This is a genomic window from Bacillus sp. FSL W7-1085 (assembly GCF_038595035.1).
GTDB lineage: Bacteria > Bacillota > Bacilli > Bacillales > Bacillaceae > Bacillus > Bacillus altitudinis.
Genome location: NZ_CP152000.1, coordinates 1,130,478 through 1,155,055, shown reverse-complemented (window position 1 = coordinate 1,155,055; position 24,578 = coordinate 1,130,478). Strand labels below are relative to the sequence as shown.

The 24,578-nt window shown below is 38.7% G+C and carries 25 protein-coding genes, 1 riboswitch and 1 other annotated feature (1 of these 27 only partly in view); of the genes, 8 read left to right on the top strand and 17 right to left on the bottom strand.

The window, feature by feature from the left end; genetic code table 11:
- Positions 1–37: 37 nt before the first annotated feature.
- Positions 38–147: riboswitch (TPP riboswitch) on the bottom strand.
- A 53-nt stretch (positions 148–200) separates the two neighbouring features.
- On the bottom strand, positions 201–2,048 hold the full coding sequence (locus MKY11_RS05760) for a monovalent cation:proton antiporter family protein (RefSeq protein ID WP_274660968.1): 1,848 nt from the start codon (positions 2,046–2,048) through the stop codon (positions 201–203).
- A 160-nt stretch (positions 2,049–2,208) separates the two neighbouring features.
- Here MKY11_RS05760 and prpE point away from each other — a divergent pair, with 160 nt between their 5' ends.
- Positions 2,209–2,952, top strand: a complete 744-nt coding sequence (gene prpE / locus MKY11_RS05755) for a bis(5'-nucleosyl)-tetraphosphatase PrpE (RefSeq protein WP_274660969.1) — start codon at positions 2,209–2,211, stop codon at positions 2,950–2,952.
- A gap of 40 nt (positions 2,953–2,992) precedes the next feature.
- On the opposite strand, the gene MKY11_RS05750 is transcribed toward prpE, so the two are convergent.
- From MKY11_RS05750 to MKY11_RS05735, 4 genes are all read right to left on the bottom strand, one after another.
- The gene (locus MKY11_RS05750; protein WP_274660995.1) at positions 2,993–3,886 is read right to left on the bottom strand and encodes an RluA family pseudouridine synthase; all 894 of its coding nucleotides are present in this window, start codon (positions 3,884–3,886) and stop codon (positions 2,993–2,995) included.
- 17 nt (positions 3,887–3,903) lie between these two features.
- Positions 3,904–4,704 (bottom strand): NAD kinase, encoded by an 801-nt coding sequence (locus MKY11_RS05745; protein WP_008355343.1) that lies wholly within the window; start codon positions 4,702–4,704, stop codon positions 3,904–3,906.
- Positions 4,705–4,769: 65 nt separating this feature from the next.
- Positions 4,770–5,399, bottom strand: a complete 630-nt coding sequence (locus MKY11_RS05740; protein WP_008348457.1) for a GTP pyrophosphokinase family protein — start codon at positions 5,397–5,399, stop codon at positions 4,770–4,772.
- 33 nt (positions 5,400–5,432) lie between these two features.
- The gene (locus tag MKY11_RS05735) at positions 5,433–5,798 is read right to left on the bottom strand and encodes a hypothetical protein (RefSeq protein ID WP_008348459.1); all 366 of its coding nucleotides are present in this window, start codon (positions 5,796–5,798) and stop codon (positions 5,433–5,435) included.
- Between the two features lie 217 nt (positions 5,799–6,015).
- Between MKY11_RS05735 and MKY11_RS05730 the strand changes: the two genes are divergently transcribed.
- From MKY11_RS05730 to MKY11_RS05710, 5 genes are all read left to right on the top strand, one after another.
- A complete protein-coding gene (locus MKY11_RS05730) occupies positions 6,016–6,591 on the top strand; it encodes a CYTH domain-containing protein (protein ID WP_007498999.1) in 576 nt (191 codons plus the stop codon).
- A 25-nt stretch (positions 6,592–6,616) separates the two neighbouring features.
- Positions 6,617–7,381, top strand: a complete 765-nt coding sequence (locus MKY11_RS05725) for a lytic transglycosylase domain-containing protein (RefSeq protein WP_008348461.1) — start codon at positions 6,617–6,619, stop codon at positions 7,379–7,381.
- 277 nt (positions 7,382–7,658) lie between these two features.
- On the top strand, positions 7,659–8,057 hold the full coding sequence (locus tag MKY11_RS05720) for a thiol management oxidoreductase (protein ID WP_342501931.1): 399 nt from the start codon (positions 7,659–7,661) through the stop codon (positions 8,055–8,057).
- Positions 8,054–8,965, top strand: coding sequence for a ClpXP adapter SpxH family protein (locus MKY11_RS05715; protein WP_007499002.1), 912 nt, complete (start codon positions 8,054–8,056; stop codon positions 8,963–8,965). The genes MKY11_RS05720 and MKY11_RS05715 overlap by 4 nt, the downstream gene beginning before the upstream one ends.
- 296 nt (positions 8,966–9,261) lie before the next feature.
- Entirely contained in the window at positions 9,262–9,435 is a 174-nt protein-coding gene (locus MKY11_RS05710; RefSeq protein ID WP_008348466.1) for a hypothetical protein, read from the top strand.
- 287 nt (positions 9,436–9,722) lie between these two features.
- On the opposite strand, the gene pepF is transcribed toward MKY11_RS05710, so the two are convergent.
- From pepF to mecA, 4 genes are all read right to left on the bottom strand, one after another.
- Positions 9,723–11,549: an oligoendopeptidase F gene (pepF, locus tag MKY11_RS05705; protein ID WP_337678309.1), complete on the bottom strand. Its 1,827-nt coding sequence runs from the start codon at positions 11,547–11,549 to the stop codon at positions 9,723–9,725.
- Between the two features lie 214 nt (positions 11,550–11,763).
- The gene (locus MKY11_RS05700) at positions 11,764–12,924 is read right to left on the bottom strand and encodes a competence protein CoiA family protein (protein ID WP_024720123.1); all 1,161 of its coding nucleotides are present in this window, start codon (positions 12,922–12,924) and stop codon (positions 11,764–11,766) included.
- 161 nt (positions 12,925–13,085) lie between these two features.
- Positions 13,086–14,606, bottom strand: a complete 1,521-nt coding sequence (gene cls / locus MKY11_RS05695; RefSeq protein WP_342501930.1) for a cardiolipin synthase — start codon at positions 14,604–14,606, stop codon at positions 13,086–13,088.
- 85 nt (positions 14,607–14,691) lie between these two features.
- Positions 14,692–15,357, bottom strand: coding sequence for an adaptor protein MecA (gene mecA / locus MKY11_RS05690; RefSeq protein WP_008348474.1), 666 nt, complete (start codon positions 15,355–15,357; stop codon positions 14,692–14,694).
- Positions 15,358–15,621: 264 nt separating this feature from the next.
- Here mecA and MKY11_RS05685 point away from each other — a divergent pair, with 264 nt between their 5' ends.
- Positions 15,622–16,287 (top strand): TerC family protein, encoded by a 666-nt coding sequence (locus tag MKY11_RS05685; protein WP_007499010.1) that lies wholly within the window; start codon positions 15,622–15,624, stop codon positions 16,285–16,287.
- A 40-nt stretch (positions 16,288–16,327) separates the two neighbouring features.
- Here MKY11_RS05685 and spxA read toward each other — a convergent pair whose 3' ends face one another.
- The 8 genes from spxA to MKY11_RS05645 form a co-directional block, all read right to left on the bottom strand.
- Positions 16,328–16,723 (bottom strand): transcriptional regulator SpxA, encoded by a 396-nt coding sequence (spxA, locus tag MKY11_RS05680; protein WP_003211421.1) that lies wholly within the window; start codon positions 16,721–16,723, stop codon positions 16,328–16,330.
- Between the two features lie 193 nt (positions 16,724–16,916).
- On the bottom strand, positions 16,917–17,495 hold the full coding sequence (locus MKY11_RS05675; RefSeq protein ID WP_024720065.1) for a GNAT family N-acetyltransferase: 579 nt from the start codon (positions 17,493–17,495) through the stop codon (positions 16,917–16,919).
- 187 nt (positions 17,496–17,682) lie between these two features.
- Positions 17,683–17,919, bottom strand: coding sequence for a hypothetical protein (locus MKY11_RS05670; protein WP_235123228.1), 237 nt, complete (start codon positions 17,917–17,919; stop codon positions 17,683–17,685).
- Between the two features lie 104 nt (positions 17,920–18,023).
- On the bottom strand, positions 18,024–18,950 hold the full coding sequence (locus MKY11_RS05665) for an ATP-binding cassette domain-containing protein (protein WP_035392432.1): 927 nt from the start codon (positions 18,948–18,950) through the stop codon (positions 18,024–18,026).
- Positions 18,943–20,004 carry an ABC transporter ATP-binding protein gene (locus MKY11_RS05660; RefSeq protein ID WP_035392433.1) on the bottom strand — a complete coding sequence of 354 codons (1,062 nt, stop codon included), beginning with the start codon at positions 20,002–20,004 and terminating at the stop codon, positions 18,943–18,945. Before MKY11_RS05660 ends, MKY11_RS05665 begins: the two co-directional genes overlap by 8 nt.
- A gap of 18 nt (positions 20,005–20,022) precedes the next feature.
- Positions 20,023–21,051, bottom strand: a complete 1,029-nt coding sequence (opp3C, locus tag MKY11_RS05655; protein WP_035392435.1) for an oligopeptide ABC transporter permease — start codon at positions 21,049–21,051, stop codon at positions 20,023–20,025.
- A complete protein-coding gene (opp3b, locus tag MKY11_RS05650) occupies positions 21,051–21,980 on the bottom strand; it encodes an oligopeptide ABC transporter permease (protein WP_035392438.1) in 930 nt (309 codons plus the stop codon). Before opp3b ends, opp3C begins: the two co-directional genes overlap by 1 nt.
- Positions 21,981–22,089: 109 nt before the next feature.
- Positions 22,090–23,748: a peptide ABC transporter substrate-binding protein gene (locus MKY11_RS05645; protein WP_050827153.1), complete on the bottom strand. Its 1,659-nt coding sequence runs from the start codon at positions 23,746–23,748 to the stop codon at positions 22,090–22,092.
- A gap of 449 nt (positions 23,749–24,197) precedes the next feature.
- Here MKY11_RS05645 and MKY11_RS05640 point away from each other — a divergent pair, with 449 nt between their 5' ends.
- Positions 24,198–24,461: a DUF3899 domain-containing protein gene (locus MKY11_RS05640; RefSeq protein WP_342501929.1), complete on the top strand. Its 264-nt coding sequence runs from the start codon at positions 24,198–24,200 to the stop codon at positions 24,459–24,461.
- 44 nt (positions 24,462–24,505) lie between these two features.
- Positions 24,506–24,578, top strand: a binding site (T-box leader) (it continues 146 nt past the right edge of the window).

Here is a 24,578-nt window from a genome sequence, read left to right as displayed (position 1 = left end):
CGCGTGGAAAGTGGTTTGGAATTTGTAAAAAGCATAGTCAAACACCGCACCACTTCCCTACGCAGGTATGAACCTGTTCAGGTAATGAGGGTCTAAAAGTCTACACTTTTATCTCAGCCCTTTTAAAGGACTCCCCTAGTGGATCAAACATATATTGTTGTACCTCTATCTTAATCAGGATTTGTTCATCGGTCAAGGGTTCATTGCAACTCTAATTGGGCTCTAAGTCCTGCCACATACTCCCGGGAGCCAGACACAAGCACGCGGTCACCGCTTCTAAGCGTCGTATCCCCATGCGGTACTAAGCTGTCAATTCCTCTAAAAATACGGACAAACACCAAATCGCCGGTAAAAGGAAATTCCCTCAGCATGACATTATGATACCGATGATTGTTCATTTGAATTTGATACAAAGAAGAATCCTCATTTGTTAACAAGCGAATCGCATCAGGTGCTTCAATCAATGCCCTCAGCACCGTTTTAGATGATAAGAAGTTAGAAAAGGTATCGATCCCTGCTTCCTTTAAAGTCAGCTCGGTTTCCGCTTTGTTAACACTTGCAATGACTTGTTTAGACCCTTCTTCTTTTGCAAATAAAGCAATTTCCTTATTTTTCGTTTCACTGCCTGTAGCCACAACGAGCACATCCTCTTGCCCGATGCCAGCCTGCCTGAGCGTATCATCGTCATATTGTTCAATCGCTTCAACTTCAAAGATGGAGTCAGCAAGCAAGGCTTCTTTATTTTCCTGAAAGACGTGTAAAATACGGATGTCATATTCATCCTGATGCAAATCAAGCGTCACAGGTAACGTCAGCTGATTCGCTCCAATAAACGTCACACGCTTTTTATGATTGGTTTCACGTTCTTGTTTAAATAAGGCCTTAAACCAAACAGGTGTTAAAACACTCGTGAGCACAGCGACTAGAATAAGGGCTCCTGACATTTTATGATCAATGACACCAAGCCGCTCACCAATCGTTGCAGCAGCAATAACTAGGGATAACGTCGAGGTTAATAAAAAACCAGAACCAATGACTTTTTTCATGTCATACCATTTTTTTAAATAAAGAATCGGAACGAGTTTACTAAGCAATAATGCGATAAACAGCAGCGGAATCATGATCATGATGGTTGGATCTTTAAAGAGTGACCATATATTCAGGTCCACACCGACCATCACAAAAAAGATCGGAATTAAAAATCCATAGCCAAACGAGTCCAGCTGCTGTACGAGCTCTTTATTAGGCGAAAGAAGAGACACAAGCACACCTGCTAAAAAAGCCCCAAGAATATTTTCAGCACCGAGTGATTCAGATAAGGCAACTAAGACTATAATGAGAGTAAAGATGGCTCTTGTCCCAATTTGCACCGTTCCTTTTGACATGGACTGAAAAATGGACTTTGTCTTAAATACCCGGCCAAATAAATAAAGAAGAATACCTGCCGCAAATAATAATAAGAGCAACCACATGTTCCCTGTTCCATCGCCATAAATGGAGGAAAACACAGCAAGTAAAATCATTGTCACCAAATCAGCAATGACGGCTACAAGCAAAATGATTTGACCAATATTCGTCTGCATCAACTTTTCCTCTTTTAAGGTAGGAACCACGACACCCAATGAGATGGTGGAAATAATAAGCGTCATTAAAAAGGCATTTTGAATAAATCCTGCAAGGACAAACGCATAAGACAGGATAAAGGACATACAAAATACGCCAACAAAAATAATGGTCGCTGTTTTAAATGTATTCGGTTCTTTTAAACCATTTGGTAGTTCTCGCGCTTTCTTCTTTGATTCAAAAGAAGAAAAATCTATTTCAAGTCCACTTAAAAACATAAGAAAAATAAAACCTAGCATGGATAACGTATCTAGCCATGCGTCGTGTTCAACAACTAGTTGAAGACCGCTTTTTCCAATGATGAGCCCCATGATGATTTCAGCGACAACGACCGGGATGGTCAGCTTAAATCGGTGCAATAAAATGGGGGTGAAAAAGGCTACAATAATAACGACAACGAGTGATGAAACAGATGTATGCTCCATTGGCTAAAGCCTCCTAACATTCATGTTTAATTTTTAAGTTTTACGTTAAAGCATTGATTCTAACAATTGCGCAAATGAAATGAAAGCCATTCGTTATATTTTCTAAAATTCAAACTTCTTTATATCCGATCATTGGATGAAAAAATCAGGAGGAACCTTTATGAAATTCGATATCATCGGCGATATCCACGGCTGCTACGAAGAGCTGCTTACCCTCATACACAAACTAGGATACGAACTCAAACATGGACTACCTGTCCACCCTGATAAGAGAACACTGGCCCTTGTTGGTGATTTAACAGACCGCGGCCCTCGATCAGTTGCCGTCATGCAATTTGTCATACACGCCTATTCTAAGGGCGCAATCCGCTATGTGCCTGGCAACCATTGTTTTAAGCTGTATCGCTATTTGAAAGGAAATCCCGTAAAATTACTGCATGGCATTGAAACAACGGTGAACGAAATCAAAAACCTGTCGCATGATGAACAAACCATTTTATCACGTGAATTTAAACATTTATTTGAAAAGGCACCGCTTTATGATGTACTGATTCCGAATGAACTGATCATTGCACACGCAGCGATGAAGGAAAAGGATATTGGCAAAAAACCGAACAAACAGATGAGGTCTTATCTATTATTTGGAGCAGTCACCGGAGAAACATGGCCAGACGGTCGACCTGTCAGGAAGGACTGGGCAAAGGAATATCACGGAAAACCATGGATTGTGTACGGGCATACACCCGTAAAAGAACCAAGATTTATCGGTAGAACGGTTAACATTGATACAGGCTGCGTCTTTGGCCACAAGCTCTCTGCCCTTAGATATCCAGAGCTTGAGACCGTATCTGTTCCTTCATCTATGCCATATGATGATTCAAGATTTCAGCATTTCACGCAATAAAAAACCCGGTCCACCATGACAGGTGACCGGGTTTACTTGTTTACTGAAGCAATAATGTCATATCATCCGGCAAAGGAGCCGAAAAGGTCATGGACTCCCCTGTTATCGGATGCGGAAAAACAAGGGTTTCACTATGAAGCGCCTGCCTGCCTATTCTCTCGCTTGTTCCACCATATAGCGTATCTCCAACAAGCGGGTGACCAAGGAATTGCATGTGAACACGAATTTGATGAGTTCTTCCCGTTTCAAGGGTAAGGGACACATCAGACATATCTAAATGAGTATGTACCGCCCGCACCGTATAATGTGTTACGGCTTCCTGACCAGATTCATCCACCATTCGTTCAATAATGCTGTCCCCTTTTCGAGCAATTTTTGCTCTAATTGTTCCTTCCTTTTGCGTGATCATGCCATGTGTAATGGCTCTATACGTTCGCTTGACTTCCCCTTTTTTCTGCGCCTTTGATAAAAGGCTGTGTGCAAAGCGATGTTTAGCGACTAACATGACACCAGAAGTATCACGATCAAGACGGTTCACCAAGTGGACAGTCAGTCGAACAGGCTGTTCAGCATAATGGTGAAGCAGTCCATTTGCAATACTATGCTCAGGGTGCTCTCGAGAAGGAATCGATGGGATATACGGCTTTTTATTCAGCACAAGCACGTGCTCGTCCTCAAATAAAATATCAAGCGGAATGGCCGCAGGTTTTAGCCCTTCACTCACTTTCTCCTCGGGAAATAAAATGGTGAGCCTGTCTCCCTCGCGCAGCTCATATCTCACGGTCACATGCTCTCCATTAATCAGAAGGTCACCGCCATCAAATTTAATATCTGTCAGCATTCGTTTTGAAATGCCAAGATCGATTAAATAGTCCTTCAGCAGCCTGCCTTCTTCTTTGGCTGATATGGTTTTGTTTATCTTAAAGTATTCCAGCGAGAACAACCTCTTTCTTATTCTCCTTTGCCGATAAAGGAATCTTGCACCCTTTTCCAAAACGGAAATGGTCTAAATCGGGCAAACCGGACATTCTCGTCTGCCACTCGGCATTGAATGGATTTCACATCTTTATGCAGCAGCGACAAATGATCTATCGTCACCTGAAAATCCACATCATTAATCGGTTTGATCACACACGTATGGTGGTCCGGCAAAATGAGCGGCGAACCGACCGTTCTAAACACTCTGTTGTTAATTGAAGCCATTTCTGCCAGCTGGATCGCCCTAATGGATGGGTGAATAATAGCCCCGCCAAGTGCCTTATTATAGGCTGTACTGCCAGATGGTGTAGACAAACAAAGACCATCTCCTCTGAATGTTTCAAAAAGCTGACCCCTAATCTCAACATCTGCCACAAGTGTACCTTCCATACTTTTAATCGTACATTCATTCATTGCTAAATATTTTTCTTCCCTGCCCCCATCGTTGTACCTGACGATGACTTCAAGAATCGGATATTCCACAATATGATAAGGCGTTTTGGCAATGGCTAACACAAGCTTTTCTATTTCACTCGGGACCCAGTCCGCATAAAAACCAAGATGGCCTGTATGTACGCCGACAAAAGCGGTTTCGTTCAGACGGTTGCTATACCGGTGAAAAGCGTATAAAAGGGTTCCGTCTCCGCCAACTGTAATGACGAGATCGGGTTCCTCTTCATTTAATTCCATTCCAAAATCCAATAAGTAGGTCTGTATTTTATTTTTAAGTGTGTCAGATACAGAATTCCCTTTCGAAGAAACTGCAAATTTCATGAATTCTTCTCCTTTTCCACCTTGCTGCGACGAGAAAGCAGCATCATATTTGATCAATCTTAGGCTCAGCTATCGTTTTTCTTTTTCCGGGAAAATGCCACTTGCGCTTCTTGAATTTCCCCTCTTATTTCAGACATCTCATCATCAAGAAGAGATGCTGCCTCAGAAGCTCTTTGAAGGCGCTGCTTGACCTTCTCCGGGATATTCCCGCTATATTTATAATTCAGAGAATGCTCGATGGTCGCCCAAAAATTCATGGCTAATGTACGGATTTGGATTTCGACGAGGAGCTGCTTCTCTCCATTGATCGTTTGCAGCGGATATAACACAACAAGGTGGTACGAGCGGTATCCGCTTTCTTTATGTTCTGCAATATAGTCGCGTTTATCTACAACCACGAAATCTTTTCGTGACTGGAGCATTTTCTTGACGACTTGTATATCTTCTACAAATTGGCACATAATGCGAAGCCCTGCAATATCCTGCATCGTTTCTATCTCATGCATCGGGATGTTTTTACGCTTTGCCTTTTCCAATATGCTGGCAACGGGTTTCACTCGGCCAGTGACAAATTCTACTGGTGAATGGTCATCCTCAAATTCATACAGTTTTCGAATGCCTTTTAGTTTCACTTTTAATTCTTCGACTGCTTGCTTATATGGTGCGAGGAATTGATCCCATTGTTTTTTGTCCATGAAACTTCCCCCAATTCCAAATACCTAATTATTTCAGAGGAATGTGCTCTTCACTTTCTCTTCCATATCTCCGTAATTGGCATTGTCTTTAATATTGTCGATTAAATAGTTTAATTCCTGATGAAGTTGAATGAGTTCTAGCGTTTGCTCTTCCGCCGCCAAATAGACAGGGATTTCACGATTCATTGCTTCTTTTAATGGAGCCCATGTATGTTCTCCTAAAATAAGATACGTAAAAGACTCCTCAGTCTCAAGTATGTAAACGAACGCAAAGTGATCAGAATCAACAAGCATTTGTCCTGATGCTTTTGCTTTTTGAATTTGCTCATCTGACTGGACCGTCAAGATCAGCCTGTCTTCTTTTAAAGTTGCTTCTGTGATTTCAATTCTGTTTTGCATCATGATCTCCTTTACAACAAAGTACAGCTTTATTTTATCATATCAAGTTCAATATTGATAAACCGAACTTTTTGAGAAAATTTGATTTCTCCATTTCGTTGTTCATTTTGCCTCATTTAGCATCTATATACGTCTCTTTTTAAGGAATAAATAAGAAAAAAAGAAGCTTTTCATGTACAATAATCATATTTCCTCTAAATGAAAGGTTGATGTCAAAATGGCACAGGAAATTGAAATAGAACTAAAACAATTATTAATGAAAGAAGAATTTGAACAGCTAAAAGAATATTTTCAATTAAAGGACGAGGACTTCCACACTCAAACCAACTATTATTTTGATACACCTCAATTTGATATAAAATCCAAATTCGCTGCATTACGAATGAGAGAAAAAGGCGGGCAGTGGGTCCTCACATTAAAGGAACCGCATGAGATCGGCCTTTTGGAAACTCACCAAACGATCGATCCTCCCGCAAGTCTTGAACATTTCCACCTGCCAGAAGGTGAAGTGGCAGACAGATTAGTACACCTTCACATTCAAAAGGATCAAATCGTGTATTTTGGTTCACTGGAAACGTCAAGAGCAGAAAAAATGATTAAAGAAGGCTTAATTGTTTTGGATCACAGCCGATATTTAACAGTAGAGGACTATGAACTTGAATTTGAAGTGAGCGATTTAGACATTGGACAAGCCGCTTTTACAGCATTGCTTCAGCAATTTCAGATCCCACCAAGACACACGAAAAACAAAGTCGTACGTTTTTATGAAGAAAAAATGAAAACAAAAGAATAGATGAATTCCTTGAAGGAGGAACATGATGAACGTCAATCAACTTCAATCCTTTATGCAGCTTCAAGCACTCAAAACGTTACAATCTGATAATGGACAAACACAACTCACAGCTGGACAAGAATCAAGCGCTGAGACTTCATTCCAGTCGCTGTTGCAAGATTTTTTAGGCGGATCAGAATTATCTCGTCTCCCGCTTTCCATTTCTGCTTTCATGGGATCGGACCCATCAACGTCTCCGAACACGCAATATGCACGCATGAATCCATATTTATCTGCGATAGCGGGCAGTGAACAGCTTCAATCTCAGTCTCTTTATGCAAATGACAGCCAATTGAATACCGCAAATGGTATTGGAAACGTCTTAAATAACAGCTACACACCGCCGCTTCAAAAAGCTGTTTCAGGCTCTTCATCAAAAGAGATTAATCAGATCGTCTCACAAATGGCTCAAAAGCACGGAGTTCCAGAAAAGCTGATCCACGCAGTGATCAAGCAAGAATCCGGTTATCGCACGAATGCAGTCAGCCATGCTGGTGCACTTGGACTGATGCAGCTTATGCCGTCTACTGCTAAATCACTTGGCGTGAACAATGCCTTTGATGCAGCCCAAAACATTGAAGGCGGAACGAAGTATTTAAAACAAATGCTGCAAAAATATAATGGAAATGTCTCACTTGCCTTAGCCGCTTATAACGCAGGCTCAGGGAATGTAGATAAGTACGGAGGCATTCCTCCATTTAAAGAAACACAAAATTATGTAAAGAAAATCACAGCTCAATATTTCGCCTAAACCGAAGAGAATAACCTCTTCGGTTTTTTGTATGTCGCTTTTCACCCTTTTTTGACTGAATGTGTTATGATATGGTCAATTGAACACGGACCCTGTCTCCCTCACTATTCCCAAAGGACCAAAGCGGTTTGTTTGTGGAATTGAGTAGAGGTTGTTAAAATAAGTATACAAGAATAGAAACAACAAAATAGAACAAACTGAATATCACTTTTGAAATACATGAAATTCGCAATAGGGTGAGCCATCCTATTAGCTACGAGTTAAAGGAGTAGTCAACATGGTACAATCGTTTAACGCACCTTACGAAGCGGTTGGAGAGGAACTTCTATCGCAACTTGTTGATACTTTTTATGAAAATGTAAAGTGTCATCCTTTGCTTCATCCTATTTTCCCGGATGACTTAAAAGAAACAGCAAGAAAACAAAAACAGCTCTTAACTCAATATTTAGGCGGACCGCCGCTTTATACTGAGGAGCATGGTCACCCAATGCTACGGGCGAGACATCTCCCTTTTCCGATTACTGAGGAGCGAGCGGACGCATGGCTTGAATGCATGGAGGATGCAATGGATCAAGTAGGACTAACCGGCGATATTCGTGACTTTTTATTTGAGCGACTGTCTTTGACGGCTCGTCACATGGTCAACCAAATACCTGAAAAGGACGGACGATCTTGAGCTGCAATCCGCATGAGCAATATTTCTCACATTGTCACGGACATCCTCAAAAGCCGATTGAAATCTATGTATTCATTGATCCTCTCAGCCCGGACTGCTGGTTATTAGAGCCATCAATTAAAAAGTTGAAAATGAAATATGGCCGTTTCTTCACTTTACGAACGGTTACAAGTTCTAGTATTAATGCTTTGAACCGGAAACGAAAAAAACATTTACTAACAGAAGCGTGGGGGAAATTTGCCACGAAAACTCAGACCAAAAAAGAACAAATGCTGTCTGAACAAATTGTGACATCACCTTATCTCGCCTCTCTTGCATTAAAAGCAGCTGAACTTCAGGGCAGAAAATGCGGAATGAAATTTTTACGACTCATTCAAGAATCGCTTTTTTGCCATCAGCAGGACGTCACCAGTGAACAAGTCTTGCTAGAAAATGCAAAAACGGCTGGACTGGACATTGAAGAGTTCCAGCGAGATATCCATTCTCAAAGTGCTGTCAAAGCGCTCCAATGTGATATGAAAATCGCAGCTGAAATGGATGTGTCTGAGCTTCCCACTTTCGCCTTTTTTAATACGATAAATGGTGAAGAAGGATTAAAGATTTCAGGTGCATATTCTTATGATATTTACGAGGAAATTCTCTTTGAAATGATTGGCGAAAAACCAACACCTTCAGAACGACCGCCAATTGAATGGTTTATCGCTTACTTTCAATTTGCATCAGCAAAAGAAATTGCCGTTGTATATGACCTGACCCTTGAAGAAGTTGAACGCGAGATGAAAAAGCTCGCATTTGCTAAAAAGGTAGAACGTGTACAAGTACATCAAGAAATGTTTTGGCGTTATACAGAAGGAGACAATCATTCAGATCTTGATGTCTACCGCTGTGAGAATGAACATGGGTGCTGACCCATGTTTTTTTCTTCACTCCAAAAGGAACACTTGTTCTATTTATAAGTACGAAGAAACCGCGCCGGGATAAGCGCGGTTTCACTATGTCTTAACGACAACAAAGGGGATGGGAGAAATTTTTCACGGTCAAACAAAGGGGTAATGTTTGTATGTGATTAATTTCACATCTGTAGTATATCAAATTTTGTCGACTTATGACAACCGATATACTATATGTTCATATTTTTGTCACAAAACATAAGAGGACTGTCACTTTCATATAGTGAAAGTAACAAAAAAATGGGGGGATCTGCATGCGCAGCACAACCATTGGACTTGTTGCCATTGGCTTATGTTTCTGTTTAAATATATTAGGCTTAATGAAGATGCTGCCTCTTTACCTGACGTCTCCACTCCTATTCGCTTCCATTCTCTTTACACTCTATCGAATGAATCACCGGAAAACCTTCAAAGGTTTTAAAGCGTAATCATTGAATGTACAAACCTCGTTCATATAGACGAGGTCTAGCGTGTAGGCAAAACCTCGCATTCGGTGTCAGTCCTGCGTGCTGGTGCTCACGAATGTCAAATTCGCTCCGCTCCAGTACTCGGCCTTCCTAGCCTGCAAAGGTTTTCTATCACGCTAAAAAGAAGTCAAAGGGCTAAAATCAAGTTCATTTTAGCCCTTTGTCAACAATCTGGCCTTTTTTATTTCAAGAAAAAACTCCTGCCAAAAGGTGAGTTTGCACTCACACATCTGACAGAAGTCTTCTCGTTACTCACCAGTCTTTGAGATGAGCTCTTCCATTTCCTTTAATTTTTCTTCAAACAATTGACATGCTGCCTCAATTGGCTCTTTCGATGCCATATCTACACCAGCTTTTTTCAGCACGTTGATTGGATAGTCAGAGCTTCCTGCTTTAAGGAAGTCTGTATAGCGCTCCACCGCAGGTTTCCCTTCTTCTAAAATTTGTTTACTTAATGCCTGAGCCGCACTATAGCCTGTCGCATATTGATACACATAATAGTTGTAATAGAAATGCGGAATTCGCGTCCATTCTAATCCGATTTCCTTATCCACAACCATACCGTCGCCAAAATACTTCTTATTCAGGTCGTAATACAGGTTCGTCATAAACTCTGGCGTTAATGCCTCCCCTTCTTGCGCTTTCACATGAATCAGGTGCTCGAACTCTGCAAACATCGTTTGTCTGAATACCGTCCCTCTAAATCCTTCTAACAAATGATTGAGCACATACAAGCGCTGCTTTTTGTCCTCTAAATGATTCAGTAAGTATTCACCTAGTAATGCTTCATTTGTTGTAGAAGCTACTTCCGCTACAAAAATGCTGTAGTTTCCGTACGGATATGGCTGATGCTTTCTTGTATAGTAGCTATGAACAGAGTGACCAAATTCATGAGCCAGTGTAAATAAATTATCAATATTATTTTGCCAGTTCATTAAGATATAAGGATTCGTACCATAGCTTCCAGAAGAATACGCACCGCTTCGTTTCCCTTTATTCTCATAAACGTCTACCCAGCGATTTTCGAGTCCCTCTTTTAATACCGAAACATATTCTTCTCCTAATGGCGCTAACCCTTTCAGCATATAATCCTTTGCTTCATCATAGGTCAGCTTCATGCCAGCATCTTTTACTAATGGTGTATACAAGTCATAATTGTGCACTTCATCAAGCTTTAATACCTTTTTACGCAATTCAATGTAGCGGTGTAATAACGGTAAATATTGATGAACTGTATCAATTAGATTGTCATACACTTCTTCAGGAATACTGTTGCGTGATAACGCTGCTTCTCTTGCAGATTTGTAATGACGTACTTTCGCATAAAAATTATCCTTTTTAATCGAGCCACTGAGTGTAGACGCCAAAGTATTCTGATATTGATCATACGTTTTATAAACGGCTTTAAAAGCATTCTTTCTCACTTCACGATCATCACTGTTTAAAAAGGTAATGAAGTTGCCATGAGTAATTTTCTTTTCTTCTCCATTTTCATCCTTAACAGAAGGGAACGAAATATCTGCATTATTAAACATACTAAACGTAGTGGATGATGTTGATAAAGGTTCAGAGGCTTCAGCTAATAAAGCTTCTTGCTCCTCACTTAAAATATGCGGACGCTCTTTGTTAATTTCTTCGAGAGCGTGAGAATAAAGTTTTAATTCTTCTTTTTCCAAAATAAATTGCTGCAACTTATCTTCTTGAATAGATAAAATTTCCGGAACAATATAGGCAGATGTACTAGACAGCTGTGTAAATAAATTGGATGCTTTATCATTTAAAGCCTGAAATGATGAATTTGTTGTATCTTCATCGTATTTCATGTGCGCATATGTATAAAGCTTGCCAAGTTTTTCAGAAAGTTGATCCTGAAATGTTAGGGCTTCATACAAGACATCAGCAGAATGGGCCAGCTTGCCTTTAAATTGGGCGAGCTTCGGAATTTCTTTTTTTACAGCTTCGAATTCCTTATTCCAAGAATCGACACTTTCAAAAATATCTTCAAGGCGCCATTTGTTTTCTTCTTTTACTTCGCTTCTGTCTGGTAAATGATTGTTGTTATTTTGTGAAGTCATATGAATCCCCCTTGCATGAGTTGTGTTGAACCAACCTTTCGGAAAGTGAAAGAAATTGGTGTTGTATTTATCTTCTTTGTTTTGAACTATATTTGTCAAATCATATGCAGAAATAAATACCAAACAAACTAAAAAAATGAGAAAAAAGCGTTTCTTTCTATTCAATAGCAGCACCACCTTTTTCTTATCATGATCAAAGTGGGCATGAAACATGCTAATGAAATAAGAAAGCATCTCGTTTTATCGCTTCATCTGCTGTTTGTATAGGCTTTTGATTCGACGTTACTTGATAATTACCCTCTTTCGTCATGTATAAAAACCCTAGATTCACAAGCGCCCGTACATATGAAATGATCACCCCTTTGATTTCTTCTATTGTGACATTGGCATATCGGAGCTTCACTTCTTTATTCTGGACACATCGCTTAATTTCTTTTAAAAGTAGATGAATGGTCACTTGTTCTTTTCCCTTTCTAACCATCCAATCATAAAGACATCCTTGCCACACATAAACAGGGCTTGAAAAGATATATGCTTCTGTCAGGGGGATAAATAATTCTGTCGGTAGAAATGGCCATGCTGTTTGATGATGCTCATAAAAAATGGTTCTTAAACGCTTGCTTTCATTTGCTAAAATGCGGGGTGGCCGCTCCCTAAATTGCCGAATACACTTGAGCCACTCTTTATACAATTGATGATTGCTCGAGGAAACAGATAAGAGTGCTGGTAGTTGGCGATAAGCTGAAGGCGGTCTAACGGTCATTGAGGCACATATTTTCGTTGGCTGAAACACGAGAAGTTGATCCAGGTGGATGAATCTATTTTGGATCGGACAATAAAAAATGAGTCTCCTATTCTTTGACTGCCTTAAAATTCCCCAATGAATGGAGGAGAATGAAAAGAGTTGGCCAGCCATTCGTTTTAAACGATTCGCCCCTATGATCCATATAGGATAGAGCCCCGCAGCATGGAGACCTTCCGTTCGTTTATATAGCTCTTTCCACGAAATATTTGCACATTGAAATTCGATGGCATAGCTTTTATTTTCTATAGCAACGGTCACATCAGGGCGCTGCTGAATGTTTGAAACATATTTCTCTAGTAACGGCTCATATCCAAGCTGCGTGAGCCAATCCTTAAGAGCCATTTTCCCTGCCTGATGATAAGCTGTTTCACCGGTGGACGCTAATGGACATGCCGAGAGCTGTTTATGTGCAAAATGATGGACACGATGCTCACCTAGCTTTAATAGAACCTCCTGCCTACATTCAGGACAGTAAAATTTGCACGTAGCTCTTACATGCTCTAGCCGCCTTTTAGTCAGATGTTGTGTGATGCGAACCAGCTTGCCATTCTCCATGATCGCTGCATTCATATATTTCGCCCCTTGCTCTTTGATGACCGTATTATAGCTTTTTCTCTCACAAGAAAGCGAATATCGAAAATGAACTTTTACCGTGTCAAAACACGATTTCAACCTGCTTTCCCTTAGTAAAATCAAAAATCCCCCTTTTAGAAAAGGGGGAAATACAATTTTTATAAAAGTGGTGATAATAATCTTGCTGTTGATTCAAACAGCCTCACCCTCAAAGGTCTCTTCGCAAATTCTTCTGGAACAATTTCATGTGACTGCTCTAAATCACCTAAGAAATCGTTGACCAGCTTCTGTGTGCTTTTTGTTTTATAGAGGAAAGCATTCACTTCAAAGTTCAGATGAAAACTTCTCATATCCATATTTGCTGTACCAATTGAAGCTAGCTCACTATCCACAATGATAAACTTACTATGCATAAAGCCTTGATCATATTCGTATACCTTCGCACCTGCTTCTAAAAGTTCGGGGAAGTATGAACGGGACGCATGAAATACGATGCGTTTATCTGGATTTTTCGGCGCAATGATTCGCACATCGACTCCGCTCAATGCAGCAATTTTCAGTGCGGACAAAATATCATCATCAGGTACAAAATATGGTGAAGCAATCCAAATTGATTTTTTGGCGGAGATAATCATGGAGAAAAAGAGATTTTTAATGACTTCCCACTGTTTATCAGGACCACCCGCAATCATTTGTACGCCTTCTGCTCGACTCTCCATATGGCTGAAATCTTTAAAATAATCCACACCCGAGCATCTTTCATTGGTCATGTAATACCAATCCTGCATAAAAATCTGCTGCAAATCACGAACGGCCTCACCTTTAATCATCAGGTGTGTATCACGCCAAAATCCATATTGTCTGCTTCTACCCATATATTCGTCCCCAATGTTAAGTCCTCCGACAAATCCTACTTCTCCATCAATCACCACGATTTTCCGGTGATTTCGGAAATTGATTTTATTATTTAATAAGGGCAGTCTCACTGGTAAAAACGGAACGATCTGCACGCCAGCCTTTTCTAAGTCAGCAATATATTGACGGGAGAGTTTTAGGCTGCCTACATCATCATATAAAAAGCGGACAATCACACCATTTTTTGCTTTCTCGATTAAAATGTCCTTTAATTCTTGTCCCAGATCATCATGACGGAGAATATAATATTCTAGGTGAATGTGATGTGTTGCTTTTTTGATCTCTTCAAAAATATGAGAGAACGTTTCTTCTCCATTGGTCAGAACTTTAGAGGATGTGCGATACGTAATAGGGGTATGTCCAAGTCTGTGGGCCAGCTTAAATAAGAGCTGCTGATGGTCACCCATATGAGTCATTTTTTCAATTGCTTCTCTGTGGATACGTTCATCTTCCTGGACAAGTTGTTCATCCAGTACCGCTTTCTTTTCAAAAAGTCTGCGCTTTTTAATATTGCGTCCAAAGAAAATATAAAACAAAAACCCGAAAAGCGGAAAGCTCCCAAGCAGAACAAGCCACGTAATCGTTTGAGAGGGATTTCTGTTTTCTAAGAAAATGACAAACCCGATGAAGATAATCGATAAAGTGAATAGAACACTGACGGAACTTAATACACTTACCGCTAGATCACCGGCAAAAATTTGGATAATCAAATAAGCACCTATCGTAATGATAAGAAAAAATAGAACTTTGACTACATTTCTCATTTCATTTTCTCCTTGCCGATCACTTTATTTACTTTTTCATTCAGATAAAAAAGTCGATTCCTCTATAGAAATCGACTTTTGGTTGTTACGAGAAGTGCTGTTGAATCGTTTCAAGCGCATTCTCTTTGACAATCAGCTGACCGTATTCTTGCAGTCTGTAGATGCTGACCACTGATTCATGAGCATATTCAAGCAGAATACTAAGCTTATTCTCCACCTGCTCATCTGACAAATCCTCGTGGAAGTCAACATATAGATAATAACGGTTTTCAAACGAATATAAACTTGTCGTAAAATCCTGCATATTTAATTGAGAAAGTGCAATCAAATCTTCAAAGTCATCCATTTTCAATACGAACTGAAGTTGAAGTTTTTTGTCCTTCTCATTATGATCTTCTTGATCTTGCTCTTCTTTATGAAAATCATCAAGCAGAGCATCTAAACTTTCTTCATCTGTTTGATCTTTTTTATCTTCTGGAATCGGCAATTCGAGCTTTTGTCCATCTTTAGAAAGTTGGGCTTTTGTCACGACAATTTCAAGACCTTTATCAAGTGCCTGTACTTGAATCCAAAGTGGTCCCTCTACTGCAAATTCTTCTTCTTCGTGCACTTCGTCCATCACTTCCCAGAACAGCTCTTCACTGCGCTCACGATTATACCAAATCTCTTCACGGTCAAAACCGCGATCTTCAATATCACCGTAGGAAATATAAAATTTGACTGTATGTTCATTTATTCTTTCGATTTCCATTTTGCCAACCTTCCCTTCTATATAAGATGTTGAAGGGACATACAAGCTCCCAATTAATAGTACTTTACTACACTTTACCCGTTCCGTCTACATGTTAACCATTTAAAGAAATGAGGTATTGCTGTGTACTGTCTATTTTATGATAAAACATGAATAAAAGAAATAAAAACGCATTTTTTGCAGAGAAAACTTGCAGAAACATATATTTGAATTGTCCTCATATATTGGTTGTACGAGCTATTTTAGTGAAATGAGGTGAACTGGATGGAAACAGAGTGGATCGTATCCTTACTGATGATTATTGGCATAGACCTCATATTAGGCGGAGATAATGCATTAATCATTGCGATGGCCAGTCGAAGCTTATCAAATGAAAAACGAAACAAAGCCATATGGATCGGCACACTTTTGGCAGTGCTGATGAGAATCACCATGACTGGTGCTGCCGTTTATTTATTGACCATCCCCTATTTGCAATTTATCGGCGGTCTCTTTCTCCTTTATATAGGATACAATTTGTTAATTGAACAAAAGAAAGAATCCATTCGGATTAAAAGCAGCGGCTCCCTTTGGCGTGCTGTTCAGACCATCGTGATTGCAGATCTTTTTATGTCACTTGATAATGTGATCGCTGTTGCAGGGGCAGCTAAGGGGAACATGGTGCTCACTGCCTTTGGCTTAATGATTTCAGTTCCGATTATTATTTGGGGGAGTAAGCTGATTCATGCAGCACTAACCAAGTTTCCGATTCTTTTATACGGAGGGAGTGCCCTTTTAGCTTTTACAGGCGGAGAAATGATTGTCCGTGATGTAAAACTGAATGAATTTATGGCGCAGCATACAACACTTGAATTGTTGCTTCCTTTTTTAACCGTCGCAACCGTTATTTTAGCCAGTCTCTTTTACGAACAAACGGCTGAAAATAAATAAAAAAAGCTGCCAAATGATCGGCAGCTTTTCGTCTTCTCTATTAGTTAGCAAGTCGCTGAGCTTCTCGAAGTTGGAATGTACGAACCGTTCTAGGAAGGAAACGTCTAATTTCATCTTCGTTGTACCCAACTTGCAGTCTTTTTTCATCCAAAATAATTGGACGTCTTAGAAGACCAGGGTGCTCATTGATTAGTTTATACAATTGTTGAAGCGGCATTGTCTCAACATTTACATTTAGTTTTTGGAATACTTTAGAACGTGTTGAGATAATTTCATCTGTACCATCTTCCGTCATACGAAGAATCTCTTTGATTTCATCGATTGAAAGAGGCTCAGAAAAGATATTTCTCTCTTGGTATGGAATATTGTGCTCTTCTAACCACGCTCTTGCTTTTCTACATGATGTACAGCTTGGTGATGTGTATAATGTTACCATAAATCTTCACTCCTCAATTTGTAGAATGAATATTGATCTGTATTCTTAAATTAAAATTGTTCTAAATAAGTAATCTTTATAGTGATTATACTATAAAAAAGTAAGTGTGAACAGATTTTCTTGCAATTTTTGTGACAAAAACTAGACAATTTCATTCTTTTTGTGCAGATGTTTGAAGTCTGAACATTCTCATTTAGTCGAGATGATCGAAAATATTTTTTTGTTTTCTATTTTCAACGAGCTTCAGCACATCATCAACATCCTCATACGATTGTCCATACCATTCTTCGTCTTTATACGTATGGATTCTTTCGTACGTCTTTCTCATGGCCTCCATCATTTCTTCCTCATTATCTGTACGAGGCGACCAATAAAGAATTTCCATGCGGTTCACTTCATTCGTTGCAAGTGACCTGCGTTTATAACCAATTGATTCAGCATGCTTGAAGTGCTCTCTCTGATAAAACTTTAGGCGTTTTGCAGTATCTGCATCATCTTCATCTACAGGCTCGACCTCAAGCAAGATCGGTTTTCTTTTTTCCTTCAGCTTATGAATGAGCTTTGAGCCGAGGCCTTCACCTCTTGCATCCTTGGAAACAAATAAATAATCAATAAAGATGAAAGAATCAAATTCAGCGTACATCATCACATGATGAGGCCCTTCTTCTTTATGATAAATATCACTTCTTTCCTTTAATAAAGCTTCCATATGCTCTTTTGACTTCATTTCTTCTATCGGGAAGTATTCACTGAGCTTTTCATACCAATTCATGGATCCGCTCCTTATGATGTAGTTAAGAACCACTTCCTTATCTATTCCCGATTTCCTGCTATTTAAACGCCTGTACTAGTAAGACGCAGCAATGCCATTGGTGGTTTCACTTTTTTTCAAGAGAAAGCAAAAAAGTTTTATATCGAACGATTCATGAGCATTTGAAAGCAAGTAAACAAAAGAAGTGTCATGGCGATCTGAAACATGATGAAATAAAGGTACTCATACGCCGGACTTCTTCCTTCTGTTTATTCGTGCGCCGATACACAGCAAATTCAACCGAAAACGAAATGATGCAAATGAGCACTAAAAATGCGATCATCCACTTTCCTCCGTTTGGTTTCGATAAAAAAGATATTGAAAAAAGCATCGTGACGATAAAAAAGTGAAGACATGAATAGCGAAACGTCTTCCATAACAACATTTCATTTCCTCCTGGTTTACTCATTTTACATAAAAATTACCATCAACTTGTTTTTTTGTAAAATAAAAAAGAAGCACTGATATCGCAGTGCTTCTTCTCTATTCTTATTGTTTTGCTTTGATCTCTTTGAATTCTTCCTCAGTACAGCTGACAAAGTGACCTGGCTTCACTTCACGAAATTCCGTATTTGTTCCTTTATGAACAGATGGATCGTATTTAATCCGTTTGCGGTTACGCTCATAATCAGGATCTGGAAGCGGAATCGCAGATAGTAATGATTTTGTATATGGATGAAGCGGGTTTTCATATAATTCATTCGCTGGTGCCAGCTCAACCAATTTCCCAAAATACATCACACCGATACGATCGCTGATATATTTCACCATGGAAAGGTCATGGGCAATGAATAAATACGTTAAGCCCTTTTCTTCTTGCAATTCTTTCATTAAGTTGACGACCTGCGCTTGGATCGACACATCTAGTGCAGAGATTGGCTCATCGGCAATGATGAAATCCGGCTCAACAGCTAACGCACGAGCAATCCCAATACGCTGCCTTTGACCGCCTGAGAATTCATGCGGGTATCTATTCGCATGCTCTTTATTCAAACCAACTGTTTCAAGCAATTGATATACACGGTCTTTACGTGCTTGTGCTGATTTTGCAAGACCATGAATATCGATACCCTCTGCAATAATATCCACAACTTTCATTCTTGGATTGAGGGAGGCATATGGGTCCTGAAAGATCATTTGCATTTTTCGGTTAAATTGTTTAAGATCTGTTGTTGATTTTTTATCATGCACATTCTGCCCGTTAAAAATAACTTCGCCACCTGTTGCATTATATAGACGAATGATGGTTCTCCCAGTAGTGGATTTCCCGCAACCAGATTCACCTACAAGACCCAATGTTTCACCTCTATAAATGTCAAAGCTGACATCATCAACAGCTTTTACTTCATTAGGTTTACCCACATTAAAATATTGCTTAAGATTTTTCACTTGTAAAATAACATCTTTTTCACTCAATGTGATCCCCCCCTTTTTGCGCATTAAATTGTCGCATTCTTTGCTTAATTGATTCAGGAGGTTCTACTTTTGGTGCGTTAGGATGTAAAAGCCATGTAGCTGCAAAATGAGTTTCTGATACTTGATATAAAGGCGGCTGCTGTTCAAAATCAATTTTCATTGCAAATTGATTTCTAGCCGCAAACGGGTCTCCTTTTGGAGGATTCAGCAAATCAGGCGGCGTGCCTGGAATGGCAAACAATTTCTCCTCTTTTGCATCAAGACTTGGCATAGAGCTCAGTAATCCCCAAGTATATGGATGTTTTGGGTTATAGAAGATCTCATCTACGGTGCCAATTTCAACAATTTGACCACCATACATAACCGCTACACGATCTGCTACATTCGCAACGACCCCTAAATCATGTGTGATAAAGATGATAGATGTTTCAATCTTCTTTTGAAGATCTTTCATCAGTTCTAAAATTTGGGCTTGAATGGTTACATCTAAAGCAGTAGTTGGCTCATCTGCAATTAAAATTTTCGGATTACAAGCAAGAGCTATTGCAACGACAACCCTTTGTCGCATCCCACCAGAAAATTGATGAGGGTATTGCTTGAACCTCTGTTCCGGTTTCGGAATACCTACAAGACTCAAAAGCTCAAGTGCTCTTTTTTTAGCTTCTTCTTTACTTGCATTTTGATGTTTTAAGATGGGTTCTATAATTTGCTTGCCAATTGTCATTGTCGGATTCAAAGATGTCATTGGATCTTGAAAGACCATGGCAATATCTTTCCCTCTTATTTTCTGCATCTGTTTGTCAGAAAGTTTTGTTAGGTTTTTACCTTGAAACAAAATCTCTCCTTTTTTCACTTCGGAGTTAGATTTAGGAAGCAGACCCATGATTGATTTAGAAGTTACCGATTTACCAGAGCCTGATTCTCCAACAATGGCAAGCGTCTCACCTTTTTTCAATTCAAAATTCACACCTCGAATTGCCTTAACTTCGCCAGCAAATGTGTGGAATGAAATATTTAAGTCATTTACTTTTAAAATCGTTTCTTGTTTATTCATCAACATCACCGCCCCGTACTAATCTTTCATTTTTGGATCAAGTGCATCTCTCACACCGTCGGCAACAAGGTTAAAGACGATCATGATAACACTAATGATAATTGCTGGATAAACCATCTGATATGGGAAAGCGATCATTGATTTAAACCCATCTTCAATTAATGTCCCTAGTGAAGCTTGCGGCTCTTGCAGACCTAATCCAATAAAGCTTAAGAAAGCTTCAAAGAAGATCGCACTAGGAATAGTGAACATTGTATTAATAATCATCACACCTGTTAAGTTTGGCAACATGTGCTTAAAGATAATTTTAAAGTTACTTAATCCCAAAGTTCTAGCGGCTAGTACATATTCCTGTTCTTTCAGCTTCATGACTTGAGCACGCACGACCCTAGCCATACTGATCCACCCGGTAATACTTAGTGCAATAATAATTGGAATAATCCCTGGTTTTAAGACGAGAATCATTAATATGACAACGATTAAGTTTGGAATCCCCATTAGAACTTCCAAAATCCGCTGCATCGCATTATCAATTTTCCCACCGAAATAACCAGAAATAGCGCCGTAGGCAACACCAATAATTAAATCGATCACAGCTGCAACAACAGCAATAAGCAGTGAGATTTGAGTTCCTTTCCACACACGTGTAAATAGATCTCTCCCAAGATTATCGGTACCGAACCAGTAGTAATGTTCAATCCCTTTTTGTTCATATGGATTGACCACATCACCATTTTTTAGTGTTCTTTCACCAGTAAAAGGTAAGAAACTAACATGCTCTAACCCTTGGATTCGCGGCGGTAAGTTCGCTTCAGACGTTGTTTGAGTACTAAAGTCTTTGCCACTAATTAATGGTCCGACGAGCGCCATGAATACAATTAAAAATAAAATCACCATACTAACAACAGCGGCTTTATTCTTTTTAATTCTAAGCCATGCGTCTTGCCAATAATTTAGACTTGGTTTTTCAATTTTTTCAGCAGATAATGTATCAACACCAGCGGGTTCAAACAGACTTTTATCAATATTTTCTTCTTGCTGTTTCATTATTTGTTACCTCCCGCTACACGAATTCTAGGATCGATAATTCCATATAGAATATCGACAATAAATACAACCACTACAAAAAGAACGGCAAATAAGATAGTTGTACCCATGATAACTGGGTAGTCGTTTACTGTAATGGCTTTAACAAACTGCTCACCAATTCCAGGAATTGAGAAGATTTTTTCTATTACTAGTGATCCCGTCATTAAACTAACAGTCAATGGACCAAGTACTGTGACAACAGGTATTAAAGCATTTCTCATTGCATGTTTAAATGCGATCTCAAAATAGCCTGCTCCTTTTGCTTTTGCAAGTAAAATGTAATCTGTCTCAAGTACTTCAACCATTTCTGTTCTCATAAAACGAGCACAAATGGAGATAGGGAACATTGCTAACGCTATAGTAGGTAAAATTGTATATTCAAACCCATTCCAAAATTGAGTTGGTAATAACCCCAATTTCACCGCAATATAGTACTGAAGTAATCCAGCGAATACAAAACTCGGAATTGATTTACCGATAACTGCCAAGAAAGTAGCAGAGTAATCCACCCATGTGTTCTGTCTTAAAGCTCCAACTACTCCCAAAAAGATACCAACAATCGTTCCTAAAATAATCGCTTGAAGGCCTAGGACAGCAGATGGTCCTACTCGATATGAAAGAAGTTCTGTTACGGAGGTATTGTTGAATTGGAATGAAACACCTAAATCCCCAGTGAATGTATTAATCATGTAATGAAAATATTGAACAGGAATTGGCTGATCTAGTCCATATTTTGCATTAAGTACAGCTTGTTGAGCTTCTGATAACTTTTGCGCATTAACAAAAGGAGAACCCGGAATAAGTTTCATTAAGAAAAAAGTGATTGAAACAATGATGAAGAGGGTAACAACCATGTAGGCAACCCGTCTGATTAAGTATTTCAGCATACTTGCACCTCCTGATAAAACTGACTTTTCTGTATATTTCGACATATTTCTCTCAGTGAAAAAGAGAGTATATTCAGAGAATACACTCTCTTTTCTATAAGATTGTTAATTATCCTTCAATTTTCATCCATTTGTAGCTGAATTCAGGTCCAACTTTGTGAATGACAAATCCTTTTACTTTGTTATTAATCAGATAGTTAGTTGCTCTCTGATAAATTGGTGAAAGTGCTGCGTCATCTTGTAATAATACTTTTTCAGCTTCTTGTAAAGCTTTCCAGCGTTCTTCAGGTTTAGCAGCTAATTTGCCAGATGCATCTTTTAACAACTGATCATATTTTTTATCTGAGTAACCCATGTGGTTGTTTCCGCCACCTGTGATGAACAAGTCAGAGAACGTGATCGGATCAAGGTAATCTGGACCCCATCCAGCCATCTGAAGATCGTAATCCTCTTTCTTATCACGATCAATACGAGTAGCGAAAGGAACACTTTGAATATTGATATCTAAGCCAGGTAAAGTTTTCTCGAGCTGATCTTTAATGAAAGCACCGATTGTTTTAGCTGTCTCAGAATCATCACCTAAGTAATTAAGCGTTACTTTAGACGTTCCTAATTCTTTCAACCCTTTTTCAAAAAGCTTTTTCGCTTCATCTTTATTAGTTTCTAAGTATTTAGGCATTCCATCACGGAAGTCTTTTCCGCTTTCATCATGTACGAAATCTTTTGGAATTTGATAGTATGCAGCAACTGAACCATTCTGCAATACATCATTTACAAACGCTTCTTTATCAATTGCCGTTGCAATTGCACGACGAACGTTTTCATTCTTTAAAGATTTATTTCCTTGGTTCATTTTCAACCAGAACACAGTAGGTTCTAGTAATCTTTTCATCCGCTTATCACCTTCGTATTGAGAGATGATGGCAGGTGTTGATAATTTAGGTGTAATATCAGCTTCTCCCGCTTCAAATGCGTTAACAGCTGCTTGTGGATCTTTAGATACTTTAAAAGTAAGTTTTGTCATAGAGACGTTCTTTTTGTCCCAATATTCTTCATTCTTTTTGTATTCCCAAGTAGTTGCTTGTGGTCCATCCCAAGAAGAAAGTTCATATGGTCCGTTGTATACAAGGTTCTTTGCAGTCTTCGCATATTTGTCACCTTGTTCTTTAACGAATTTTTCATTCACTGGATAGAATGTTGGGAATGAAAGCAGAGATTGGAAGTAAGGAATTGGTTTTTCAAGTGTAATTTGCAGTTCTTTATCGCTTACAGCTTTAATTCCTAGTTCCTCAGGCTTTGCTTTTTTGTTGTAAACTTTATCAGCATTCTTAATTTTACCAACCATCATATATGGGCCATACTCAGACTTTTGTTCTGGATCTAAAGCACGTTGCCATGCATATACGAAGTCTTGAGCTTTAACTGGGTCACCATTAGACCATTTTGCATCTTTAATTTTGATGTTGTAAACTGTTTTATCTTTGTTAGCAACTGGTTCCCCATCAGCCATACCAGGCACTAATTCTTCTTTATCGTTGAAACGATACAAACCTTCAAACACGTTATTCATAGTCGTAAAACTGATTGTATCACTCGCTTGGATTGTATCCATTGCAGGCATTTCCTGTGATTCTAAAATTGTAGCCTCTTGTTTTGAATCTTTGGATGCAGTGCCCTTGTCGCTACTTTGTTTACCTGAACATGCAGATACAAAAATAGTCAGCACCAATAAAAAAACTAAAAGCAGTGAAAATTTAGACTTTTTCATCTAGTTGTTGACCTCCCCTTCATAAATGAACTACAGGAACTATTATACTAGCAAATAAGTAATTGTGCATTCATTTTTTTAAGAAAATTTTCATATTTCCACTGTTTTTTAATATTTTTATTAAAAAATTGAAATAATTTGGTTATTTTTCTGAGATTTCGTGATCTTAAATACCTAATCAGAAGTAATCCTGTCTATACAATTGGCAATCTTCATGATTCATTGTAAACTGATATCAAGAAATTGATTAAAACAACAGCTTCTTTCCTTGTTTCGTTTTTCTTATATAGTGAAAGTCTTGAATTAAACGTTTTTATTGCTATTTTAGTACAGTAAAGTTTTAATGCGCAGGAGTGATTGTTATTAGATTTTTTATTCTTTTACTTAGTTCTAATGGCCTTGTTTTCATTTTAAGCTTCCTCTTTTATGGGCACATATCTTTCTTAAGCATGATTAACATCACATTTTATTTATCTTCTGGCACTTTGCTAGTGTGGTTATCGTTCATCACTTTAAAAAATGGATTTTTTGATCAAATATCTTACAGCTTCCGAAAGGTGTTTGATTCTTTAAATAAGCAAAAGGACCATGTTGATGACAGTTTAAACAAACATTTATCATCATCTTTTCAAAGTAACTTTTCAACCTTAAGAACATTAGGTTTGAGTTTACTCATTGAAATGTTAATATTGCTCTTGATTTATTATATGTAAGTTTTGACTTTTGATTTTTGCTTATTTATAATGAATGAAATTACATTTTTGCGATGAAAAAGAAGAGTACATATATTCACCATTTACAGAGAGTCTGCGGTTGGTGCAAGCAGATAA